The 11,576-nt window shown below is 60.9% G+C and carries 8 protein-coding genes and 1 pseudogene; 5 read left to right on the plus strand and 4 right to left on the minus strand.

Annotated elements, in window-relative coordinates; translation table 11 throughout:
- Positions 1-163: 163 nt before the first annotated feature.
- Positions 164-458: pseudogene (locus tag HQ354_RS25195) on the minus strand (acetyl-CoA C-acyltransferase); the annotation flags it as partial.
- Between the two features lie 68 nt (positions 459-526).
- On the opposite strand from HQ354_RS25195, the gene HQ354_RS25200 reads away from it, so the two are divergent.
- From HQ354_RS25200 to HQ354_RS25220, 5 genes are all read left to right on the plus strand, one after another.
- Entirely contained in the window at positions 527-1,744 is a 1,218-nt protein-coding gene (locus HQ354_RS25200) for a type IV toxin-antitoxin system AbiEi family antitoxin domain-containing protein (protein WP_222634856.1), read from the plus strand.
- A gap of 641 nt (positions 1,745-2,385) precedes the next feature.
- The gene (locus HQ354_RS25205) at positions 2,386-3,165 is read left to right on the plus strand and encodes an SDR family NAD(P)-dependent oxidoreductase (protein WP_222634857.1); all 780 of its coding nucleotides are present in this window, start codon (positions 2,386-2,388) and stop codon (positions 3,163-3,165) included.
- Between the two features lie 199 nt (positions 3,166-3,364).
- Positions 3,365-4,468, plus strand: coding sequence for a sugar ABC transporter substrate-binding protein (locus HQ354_RS25210; RefSeq protein ID WP_222634858.1), 1,104 nt, complete (start codon positions 3,365-3,367; stop codon positions 4,466-4,468).
- A 116-nt stretch (positions 4,469-4,584) separates the two neighbouring features.
- Complete coding sequence (locus tag HQ354_RS25215; protein ID WP_222634859.1) at positions 4,585-6,312, plus strand: ATP-binding cassette domain-containing protein; 1,728 nt, start codon at positions 4,585-4,587, stop codon at positions 6,310-6,312.
- Between the two features lie 28 nt (positions 6,313-6,340).
- Positions 6,341-7,996, plus strand: coding sequence for a N,N-dimethylformamidase beta subunit family domain-containing protein (locus tag HQ354_RS25220; protein ID WP_222634860.1), 1,656 nt, complete (start codon positions 6,341-6,343; stop codon positions 7,994-7,996).
- A 255-nt stretch (positions 7,997-8,251) separates the two neighbouring features.
- On the opposite strand, the gene HQ354_RS25225 is transcribed toward HQ354_RS25220, so the two are convergent.
- From HQ354_RS25225 to HQ354_RS25235, 3 genes are all read right to left on the minus strand, one after another.
- On the minus strand, positions 8,252-9,541 hold the full coding sequence (locus tag HQ354_RS25225) for an MFS transporter (protein ID WP_308115292.1): 1,290 nt from the start codon (positions 9,539-9,541) through the stop codon (positions 8,252-8,254).
- A 384-nt stretch (positions 9,542-9,925) separates the two neighbouring features.
- Positions 9,926-11,104: an NADP-dependent malic enzyme gene (locus HQ354_RS25230; RefSeq protein WP_222636264.1), complete on the minus strand. Its 1,179-nt coding sequence runs from the start codon at positions 11,102-11,104 to the stop codon at positions 9,926-9,928.
- Between the two features lie 23 nt (positions 11,105-11,127).
- On the minus strand, positions 11,128-11,576 hold a 449-nt coding region (locus tag HQ354_RS25235), incomplete at its 5' end, for an NAD(P)(+) transhydrogenase (Re/Si-specific) subunit beta (protein WP_222636265.1).

Here is an 11,576-nt window from a genome sequence, read left to right on the forward strand (position 1 = left end):
CTTCGAGGCGACCCGGCGAATCGCCTCGAACTCCGAGAGCTCGGCGTCGGATTCCAACACCGTCTCCACCATGCGCACTGCTCGCTGCCGGAACTCCGGCGGGTACTGACGTGGCATAGCTCCATCCCCCTACAAAGAACGGAACAAAACCTGGGGTACTTCAGGCGTTGCATGCGGTGACGGTGGAGTCGGGGTCGATCTTCGAACGGATCGGCCGAAGCCTGCCGAGGATTCGATGGTGGTGTCGGCCCGGGGTGTTCGTCGGTGTCGACGACAACGGGATCGGATTTGCGTTGCGGGACGGAGACTTCGACTATCTCTTCGGCGAAGACACCGCTGTTCTGGGCGGCGACGGCTTTGTGGTGGGAGGCGGCAGCGAGGGCATCTTGGTCATCGCGGCTGCTAGAGAATTTGGCGCGTAGGTGCTCGGCTGTTTCGATCATGCATCCAGGCGCGGGAAGTTCATGCCGCCCGACGGCTAGTCGCTCTGTGTGCAATATCGTATCAATATGATACTTTTCGACGCATGGCAACCATCCTCGATCGGATCGTCGAATTCACGGCGGACCGCCGCGGATATATCACCACCCGCCAGGCAAGGCATATCGGTATCGACCCGACTCAGCTCAGGTTACTGACGGCTCGGGGGCAACTCGAGCACCATGCGCGCGGGGTCTACCGCGTTCTTTCGACGCCGCCCGCAGCTCACGACGATATGGCAGAAGCGGTCGCATGGTCGCTCGGGCGTGGTGTCGTGTCCCATGCGTCCGCACTGCACCTGTACGGACTGCTCGGGGAGTGCCCTACCCCAATCTGCATCACCGTTCCGCGCGACAACTACCCACGATCGGCAGGATCGGACCGCTACCGCATCCGCCGCAGAGACCTTCACACATCCGACATCACCGAACATCTCGGCATTGCAGTCACGACCATCGAACGCACTTTGCGTGATTGCGCTGCCGACGGTATGGACATTGACTGTTTGACGGGCGCGATAGATAAAGCAGTTTCGGTCGGGTTGCTCGATCGCACGACTGCTCGAGAGCTGAGGGGTATTCGCTGGCCACAGGCGGAGAATCTTCGATCCGCCGCTCTCGCGCGGCTCCGACGTCAATCCGTGGATGCGACAACTCCGATGTCACAATCCCGGTTGGCCGTGCTCAGCTCGTTCATGCGGCTCGCTGTGGTCGACGGTTACAGCGGCGTGACGATGCGTAGCTTGGCGGGCGCTTTGAACATGAAAGCGCCGAGCCTGTACAGCCACTTCCCAGGGGGCCGTGACCAAATCGCCGCCGAAGCATTGCGCTGGAATTGCTTCGCATTCGCCCAAAGTGCGGTGCGAGCAGTCGACGGCATCAACGACCCGGACGAGTTCTTCGATGCATTGGTGCGCAACCATGCACTGCAGCAGTTCGCACTGGTTCAAAATGACATCTTCGACCTCATCGTTGCATCCGACAGGATCACGGGAACTACCCTTCCCGAGAACATCCGCGATGAAGTACTCGACCTGTCGGACGTCTACCGCCGTACGTTGTTCGCCGCCATCCGGGATATCGGCTTCGTCGGTGAGCTCGCTCTTGTGGGGGACATCGCGATCACGGTGCTGGACGGGGTGAGTTCCTGGACGCGTAATAGCCCTGGCATGACAGACGACGCTGTCGCCGATGCCGCGTTGACTACCGTCCGAGCTGTACTTGCAGCGCACTCGACTACAGAGGAACTCCGCAGCGCCAAGTAAGTGGCCTTCCTGTGCCCAACGCGCTAGCCGCCCGGGCAAAGCCAAGATCGAGCTGCATCCCTGCTTGTGGCGGCATCGCGCCGCGTCTCGACCGGTCCCGCAACGGCCGGCTCGGCCGCCACTCGTTACGCGCCCGTAAAAAGCTAACGAAAATTAGCCCGAACCGTTTCATTCGATGCTAAGTTTTGAACTACCAGAACCCCAGCGGACGCTGTCGACCGAGCTGGTGGGGATCTGGGAAGCAACCCCGTCAGGGGGCAACTTGACCGAGCGCGACTCGTAACGTCCAGAACGGAACGAATTTGATTTCACCTCGATTGCCAGCCGCTTAAGAAACGTCGGTAAGTTCTCGCTCTTCCGCTACGCGGAGTACTACGCAGCTGTACCGGCTGATCTCTAAGCCTGCTCGAATGTGCTGCTGTCTCCGAATGCAGCGCACTTCCACACCACGATCGCGCCACGGGTCCGGTCGCGAGTTTTCGACTCCGTAGGACTGGCATTTTCCTTCAGCCAGCATCGACGGCGTTAAGAGCTGAATCTTCGCGGCTACTGGTGCCCAGTGTTTTCGCGCGCTGACCAATGCACTCGAACGACAGATCGAAGTAGGCCCACGAGCCTGCACCTCAGAAAGGCAGTTATCGATGAGCACTGTTGCTCAAAAAGATTCGCGGACCATCATCAACCTCGAGGGTCGGCACGCGTTGGTGACCGGCGCGGCATCCGGTATCGGCGCAGCCACGGTCGAGGTTCTCAAGGCTGCTGGTGCGACAGTCGTGGGACTCGATCTCACAACCCCTACCTCGACGTATGCCGACGCGTTCGTCGAGGGCGATGTCACCGACATCGCGGTGCGAAGCCGGGCACTGGATTTCTTGGCATCAGCACCGAAAGACGCCATCCTCGTCAACAATGCTGGAATTGCACTTCAGCGGACCCTTTCGGACACCACGCCTGACGAGTCACGGCAGGTCTTCGAAGTCAATGTGTTTGCGCCGCTGTTCTTCACTCAAGAATTCGCCTCGCGTGGGTATGAAGGATCGATTGTCAATCTCGGTTCGATCATGAGCTTCGGTGCCGAACTCGGAACCGGCGTGTACGCAGTGTCGAAAGCCGCTGTCGCGAACCTGACACGGCTCGCCGCGTTGGAATACGAGGGCAGGATTCGAGTCAACGCCGTATGCCCAGGCTCCATCCGAACCGAAATGGGTCTGGCATCGTGGATCGGCCACCACAGCGAAGACATGGTGGAGTCACGACTGTCCGCCATTTATCCGATGGGTCGAATCGGGCTACCTACTGAAATAGCCCAGGTCATTGCTTTCCTCTCCAGCGACCTCGCAGCATTCGCCAATGGGGCGGTGTGGACCGTCGACGGTGGGCTCACTGCCGCAACTGCCGAGCGCGGCCTCGAAGTGCTCTGACATCGCAGGAGGTACGAAAACCCACCACCCGCTACGAACAACCCACTTCGGGTGAAACACCGCTATCAGACGGTCGAGAAGCCAGAGATTCGTAAAAGAAGGGCTACAAACAATGGATAATTCATCGACTCGCCGAGCAAGCGAGCCCACCAAGACCGGTAGAAGAGTGCTGTGGGCTTCACTGACCGCAGCAATTCTCGTGACGGCGGCGTGCAGCACCGGGACAGCATCCGATTCTGCTTCAGGAGAGGGTATTTCGGCTCCATCCTCACTCCCACCGTTCGTCTCGTCGGCCGAGGAGGGGCAACCGACCAACTTGCCTCGCAGCATCGGCTTTCCGCAGTCCACCACGAACGAATACGACAACGACATCGCCGCCGGTCTACGAGCTGGTGCCGCCGACACAGGGATGGAACTCCAGGCAGCGGTAAGCGATGGCGATCCCCAACGCCATACGCAAATAACCGACCAGTTCCGGACCTCCGGTGTCGGCTCGATCGTAACAAGTGTCCTCGATCCGGCTGCGCAACAACCTGGTCTGCTCGCGGCCATCGAGCAAGGCATGGCTGTCCAGACAGTGGTCATGGGCCCGTCCACCTCGACAGCCAACGCACCTCAATACGAAATCGGAAAAGCACTTGCGCTGGCTGCCCGCGATTTCATCGAGAACACGCTCAATGGCAAAGCAACAGTAGCAATTCTCAACATCGACTCCGTGGAGTCCGTTCGTCCGCGCTACCAAGCAATCCGAGACGTTCTCGCCGAAATTCCCGGTGCGAACATCGTCGGAGACGTAGAGCCGGCAACACAGGACAGTCAGGCAGGCTACGAAACTACGGCCACCTTGCTGCAGAAGGATCCACAGATCGACGTCGTACTGGGCGAAGACTATTTCGGAGTCGGCGCCTTAGCCGCTATGCAATCCAGTGGACGCGATCTGAGCAGGGTGTTCATCGGCGGAACGAACGCGTCGAACGAACCACGGGACAACATTGCCAAGGGAACGGCATATCGAGCGGTGGTGAGTACATCACCAGCGATCATGGCGTACTCGATGGCACGCCACGCGGCCGACTGGGTCGACGGCAAGGCAATCCCGCAGGGCATGTGCATCGTTCCGTTGGTACTCGATTCCCCAGACGCGGTCACTGCCTTCGAGAACGACATGAATGACCTCAAAGGCACCTACGAAAACCCCCAACGACTCTCGAAATACCTGACGTTCCTCGGTTCCATCTCCTACGAGACCCGAGATCAGTGGTTCACCGACACCTGGACGCCCACCACGTGCAGCGACCAGTAGACGAGAGGTCAACGAACATGAACGCTCTCTCCCGTGCCCGTACGACACCTTCGACGATTGCGCCCGGCCCGAACACACGACGACTCGGGCTTCTCGTCGTCGTAGCACTACTTGTAGTGCTGTTCAGCATTCGCCACAGCTCGTTCCTAACCCTCGACAATGCACAAACGACTCTGTTGAACATCACCAGCATTGCCATCGCTGCCATGGGGTCGGCAATGCTGTTGATCAGCGGCCACATCGATCTTTCGATCGGCGGCATGTATGCGCTCATCTCGATGGTGGTCGCATTCGTTGCAGTACAAGCCGGAATGACCGCAGCCGTACTGGCGGGACTACTCGTGGGCGCGTGCCTCGGTTTCATCAACGGAGCCCTAGTTCGTCTGCTGAAGATCAGTCCGTTGATCGTGACGATCGGCCTCATGTCCGTGTACGGGGGCGCTGCGTATGTGGTGAGCAGCCAGTCCATTTTCGGATTCAGTGACGGGTTCTTGGCAATCGGGCGCGGCAGCCTGGCCTCGATACCTATTCCCACGATCGTTGCTGTCGTGACTGTGATCCTGGTCGGCTTCTATCTCACCCGCACTGTCGGCGGAATGCGCCTGTACGCAGTCGGCGGCGACAAACTGGCTGCCCAGCGTTCCGGCGTTCGGGTCGGACGGACAGTCCTGGCGGTCTACACAGCGAACGGGCTCCTGATCGGCCTGGCCGCGATTCTCACCACCGCACAGCTGGGCAGCTCATCACCTGCGCTGGGTGCGAATTTCTCCTTCGACGTTCTCACCGCGGTGATTCTGGGCGGCGTCGCGTTCGACGGCGGGTCCGGACGACCGATCGGCATCGTCATCGGAGTCCTGACCATCGGTGTTCTCAACGCGGGTTTGGTGTTCGAAGGCTTGCAGTACTGGTGGCAGGAAGTGGCCAAGGGTTCGATTCTCCTACTCGCGCTGGCAGCAGATCAAGCGAGCACGGCTCACCGAGCTCGCAAGTCCGCACGCGGGCCAGCACCAACTTCCCCTTCAGTTGCCGAAGGCCAGAACACCAAGCCCACCGCACCAGCTTCCACACCGTTGACTCCCGACTTGCAAACTCCTGGCGAGGTCGTTGTCGAAGTAGAGGGCGTAAGCAAGAGCTACGGCGCTATGCAGGCTTTGGAGCCCCTCTCCATATCCCTTCGCAAAGGAGAGATTGTTGCGCTTCTCGGCGACAACGGCGCGGGCAAGAGCACGCTGACCAAGATCATTTCCGGGGCCGTGCAGCCTAGTGGGGGCTCGCTTGTGCTCGACGGCAAGCCGGTCGAATTCACCGAACCCGCCGACGCCCGTCGGGTCGGCATCGAGACGGTCTATCAAGACCTGGCGCTGTGCTCCAATCTGAACATCGTCCACAACATGGCGCTAGGTAAGGAAGCGACGAGACGGTGGCTCGGAGTGAGGATACGAGATGATCGGCAGGCCACCACCGAGACGGCAGCCAAGCTCAGCAAATTGGCAACCCGGTCGTTCTCCCCGCTCACGCAGGTCGATGCCCTGTCCGGGGGTCAACGCCAAGCCGTGGCAATCGCGCGCGCAATCGGCGACAACGTGCGGCTCGTGTGTTTCGACGAACCGACCGCCGCGCTGGGGGTGACACAAACCGAAAACGTCTTGCGACTGGCGCAAACCACTGCCGGGCAAGGCGCCGCCGTTCTGATGGTCACTCACGACGTGGCCTCCGTGAAGAAGATCTGCCACCGCGTCGTCGTCCTTGCCCGCGGTCGGAAAGTTCACGAAGGTCCAGTCGACGCGCTGACCGAGCACGAATTGATCGATCTCATGTCCGGACGGTCACGGGCACACAACTGATGACGACTCATTCACGAAAGGATTCGCTGTGACCGATGATTACGAACGCGCGGCGTGCTACTTCAGCTCGATGAGCGTTGCCCCCGGTGAACCACTCACCGTCCATTCCGCGGCGCGAGGCCACGACACGTGGAATCTGGACATCTATCGGATCGTCGGAAACGAGGGGACCAGCTTTTATCCCCGCATGCAATGGCAGGCTCGAGCTCCGATAAACCCCGTCCGTTACTCCTCCTCTCAGCCCGGCCCGCCGACGGTGGGCGGCGCCGATGCTCACGGTTGTGGATGGCCGGGAGAGCGCGTGCTCGACGCTGTAGCCCGCGACTGGAAATCGGGACTGTACCTGGCGCGAATGACCACAGAAGCGGAGCCGGCTCGGACCTTTCCACTGCAGTCGCCGAACCCGCGTGCGGCCGGTGGGCCCGGAGGCGCATGCGCCTTGTTCGTCGTTCGCGGTGGCCACCACAAGCACCGCGTTTTGCTTCAGCTGGGTGTGGCTACGTGGAATGCCTACCATCTCTGGAACGATCAAAACCTGTACATGGGCGACGTCGGTGACATCTACGGTGAGGACAGCTACGAACTGCGCACACCGATCGTCTCGTTCCAACGTCCCGGGATCGGGTTGTCCGGGCGTAGCCGGATTCATACTTTCCCACCGATCGCGTTCCAGTACACGGTGCCGTTCATCGAATTTCTGCGACAAGAAAATATCGACATCGACTACTGCACTGGCATCGATATTCACTCCGGCGCCGTCGACTTATCGAACTACGATCTTCTGCTGACAGTAGGACACGACGAGTATTGGTCCGGTCCTCAGCGCGATGCCGTCGACGCATTCCTGGCGCGCGGAGGCAACGCAGCATATTTCGGTGGAAACTTGTGCTTTTGGCAGATCCGCTACGCCGATGACCTCACCAGCTACGAATGCTACAAACGTTCCACGCACCTCTCTGGAGGAGAGCCGCTCGACCCGATTTATCGGTCGCCAGACGAGAACCCCGGGTACGACAACAGCGGCGTGACTGTCGAATTCTGGACCGATCCGATCAATCGATCACCCATCAGCACGATCGGCACAGAGATGAGGGCTTTCGCCACCGATAGGGACGGTGCTCGCGTCCCGACCGTCGGTGCAGCGTGGTGGTGGGAAAATTTTTATGGTCCACCCAGACCTCCAAAAGGCTTTACCGTCAGTGTTCCCGAGCACTGGGCTTTGGCAGGCACCGGGCTGGAGAAGGGCCAGGTTTTCGGCGAGAGGCAGAAAATCGTGGGATTCGAATGCGACGGTCTGGACGTCGAGTGGCTCGATCGCGATGTACCGGTGCCGTTGCGCCCGGACGTGGCCACCGACACGACCATCCTTGCTTACGCCGATTGCAGCGACTGGGAAATCACCGCTGACGACCTGGAGTCTATGCCGCCCGGCGTCGAAGGCCGCGACATCGTCGCGTCGGCGGGCGGGTTCGTCACGATGATTCATGCTCAGCGCGGTCAGGGTCAGATTTTCAATGCGCCGGTGACGGATTGGGCGCACACGCTCATCGACTTGAACGACTACACCGAGATCTACACCACCCCGCGACCAGTGAACCCCGCATGCCCCGAAGCCCGCAGAATCACCCGGAACGTTCTGGAGAAGTTAGGAGGAGTAGCCCCGTCCCACTCCGCTACGACGTGACCGATCCACCTCCGCGGGATGCGTACTTGTTCACACCGCGGAGGTCTCGAGCGGAGAACCTGACAGTGCATGAAGGTCCCGGAGGCCTTCGAATCACCAGCGAAATCGCACCGTGATCGCCGATACTGCGATCACGGTGCGAACAACAGGAAAACCGATCGACCGTCCGACGGTTCCCGGCCAGAGGTCGCTGTACAGAACACCTTGCCGGCCTCACCGGCCGATCCCGGCGTCGTACAGGCTAGAGACGCAAAGTCACTTGTCGACAGCCTCTTTGGCCTGTTCGGGCGTTTCGACTGCCGTGAAGCGGGGTGCTTTGCGAACAAGAACAGGACCGACGATCGCGATGAATGTCAAGAGCACCAGCGGAAGGAGAGGCATCCAGGCGATACCCATGTTGTCGACGACAGCGGTTATAGCTGCTGGACCAATGAACATTCCCGACACGCCGATCGCGTTGACCAGACCGATGTTTCGGCCGGAGTTCTGAGGGTCCATACGACCGGCAGCCGACAGCATGATCGGGACGATGCACGATACCCCGAGTCCCACTAGACCGAATCCCACCAGTGCTTGCACCGGGGAGGATGCGGTCATCATGCATGCAGCACCGAGTGCACCCACGGCCCCGCTGCCACCCATGACGGTCTTCTGACCAAACCGTTCGGTGAGCTTGTCGCCCATCATGCGCCCGACGAATTGCGCACCGGAGAACACCGTCACGGCCATTGCAGCGGTCCCGGCAGTGGTGTCGAGGGTTCGACGAACGAACTCTTGGCCCCAGTCGTAGGTTGCGTTCTCGGCGAGGTAGGAGACGAAAGCCAACAGACCGAATCCGACCATGACGGAGATACCCACGTATCTGGCGACGGACGGGGTCGACGCGGGCTCCGAGTCGGCAGCTTCCTGACGTGCGTCGACGACCGGAACGTCGATTTCTTCGTCCTGGCGAAGATACATTCGTCCGAAGACGTAGCCGAGAATCGACATCGTCAGTCCCATAGCCAGGAAGGGGACCACGGCGCTCTCGGTGAAGGATCGGGCAAAGGCGCTGCCGACGAAGCCGAAGAGGAAACCGCCAGCGGGGTAGGCGGCGTGAAAGGACGAAATTATCGGTCGACCGTAGTGGCGTTCGAGCTGAACACCGTTGACGTTGATGACGATGTCGACGAACCCGCGCAATGTGCCTGCAAGCAATCCGAACGCGAGGAGTACAAACATGCCGTCGAGAAATGCCAGGGGCAAGTACAGGAGAGGGTAGATCGTCAACGACGGAATCGCGACGTTGCGGCATCCCCAACGGTCGATCAGTGGACCTGATACCGCGCAACCGATAGCGAAACCGAGTCCGAGTGCGAACGCAAGTGAGCCGAAGCTCGCGTCACCGTCATCGCCTTCCCAACCGAGGCTGAACCGAAGCGATGTGGTGCTCGTCGACCACATGACGATGACGGCGCCCAATTGGAAGAATCCGAAAAATGTTGCCAACCGCGACCATTTGAGTCGGCGTGACACCGCAGGGTGCGTGCTTCTGGTTTTTCTCACAGTTCATCCTCGATAGATGGGGAGTCGGCTGCGCGACAGTCGGTGCGCAACCCCGGAATGCGTTGCGTCGGTGAGACGCATATGTGTAGGCCCGATCCGGACATTTCAGGCTTACGAACGGACGTTAGCCTATCGAGGATCTGTTTCGCAGACGTTTCGAGCTCGAAAACTCGAATTTCGTTCGTGCAGGCTCGGATTCGTCCGGGCACAGGGTGTGTGCACCGGAAGCCAGACCATGTCGCGCCACCCAGACTGACAGTCTGACGCTCGCCTTCCAGTGCGAATTACGGGGAGGACACGAGAGGTGACTTGCGGCAAGGTCAGAGCGTGCGACGGCGTCCGACACGCTCTGACCTTGTTGCGACCCAACTCGATTCGCCTGTGCTACGCGACGCCTTCTGCTCGCGCTGCTGCCGCAACTGCGTCCGCAACGGCCGGGGCGACACGCGGGTCGAGTGGGCTCGGGACAATTTTGTCCGTCGCCAACTCGTCGCCGAGAACCGAGAGGATTGCCTCGGCAGCGGCGAGCTTCATGCCTTCGGTGATGCGGCGTGCTCCGGCGTCGAGTGCGCCCTTGAACACGCCGGGGAAGGCGAGCACATTGTTGATCTGGTTCGGGAAGTCACTGCGTCCGGTCGCGACGATCGACGCGTACTGCGCCGCGCGGTCCGGGTGGATTTCCGGGTCCGGGTTGGACAGAGCGAAGACGATCGACTCGGGTGCCATGGACGCGATGTAGCTTTCGTCGATCTGGCCGGCCGAGACACCGAGGAACACGTCCGCTCCGGCGAGCGCATCAGCCGCGGTTCCGGTGACGCCGCGGGGGTTGGTGCGGGCTGCGAGCTCGGTCTTGACGATGTTCAGGTCGGTGCGATCGGAGGAGACGACGCGCTTCGAGTCGAGCACGACGACGTCGGACACGCCCGCGGCGAGAAGAATGTTCGCGCAGGCGACTCCTGCCGCGCCTGCGCCCGAGATGACGACCTTCAGTCCTGCGGTGTCACGGCCCTGCACCTTCGCTGCACCGTTGAGGGCAGCGAGGACGACGATGGCGGTGCCGTGCTGATCGTCGTGCATGACCGGGCAGTCGAGTGCCTCGATGACGCGTCGCTCGATCTCGAAGCAGCGCGGGGCGGAGATGTCCTCGAGGTTGACCGCGCCGAAGCTGTGGCGCAGACGCACGATGGTCTCGACGATCTCGTCGACGTCGCCTGTGTCGAGGACGATCGGGATGGAATTGAGTCCGGCGAAGTTCTTGAACAGCGCTGCCTTGCCTTCCATGACGGGAAGCGATGCGCGCGGGCCGATGTCGCCGAGGCCGAGGACGGCGGACCCGTCGGTGACGACGGCGACGAGACGGTCGGTCCAGGTGTACTGCTTGGCCAGCGCATCGTCCTGCGCGATGGCGCGGGATACCTGGGCGACACCGGGCGTGTAGGCGATGGACAGGTCGCGCTGCGTCTCGAGGGGTGTAGTCAGCTCGACGGAGAGCTTCCCACCGAGATGCTGAAAGAAGATTTCGCTGTCTGAGATGTCGGTGGCGGATGACGTCGTGATGGTCATGTCGTGTCCCACTTTCGTTCTGATTAAAGGGCTTTGAGTTCTTCGATGACGGAGTTGACGGACTTCTTGGCGTCGCCGAACAGCATCGAGGTGCGGTCCGCGGTGAACAGCGGGTTGTCGATGCCGGCGTATCCGGAGCTCATCGAACGCTTGAGCACGATGACCGACCGGGATTCGTCGACGTTGAGAATCGGCATGCCGTGAATCGGGCTGGACGGGTCGTTACGCGCCGCCGGGTTGGTGACGTCGTTGGCGCCGATCACAATGGTGACATCGGTGCGGTTGAATTCGCCGTTGATGTCGTCCATTTCCTTCATCGCGTCGTACTCGACGTCGGCCTCGGCGAGCAGCACGTTCATGTGCCCGGGCATACGACCGGCGACCGGGTGGATCGCGTACTTGACCTCGACACCCTTGCTCTCGAGGATCGACGCCATGTCCTTGACCGCGTGCTGAGCCTGCGCCACCGCCA

Origin of the sequence: Rhodococcus sp. BP-261 (assembly GCF_019835205.1) — a bacterium.
Taxonomy (GTDB): Bacteria; Actinomycetota; Actinomycetes; order Mycobacteriales; family Mycobacteriaceae; genus Rhodococcoides; species Rhodococcoides kyotonensis_B.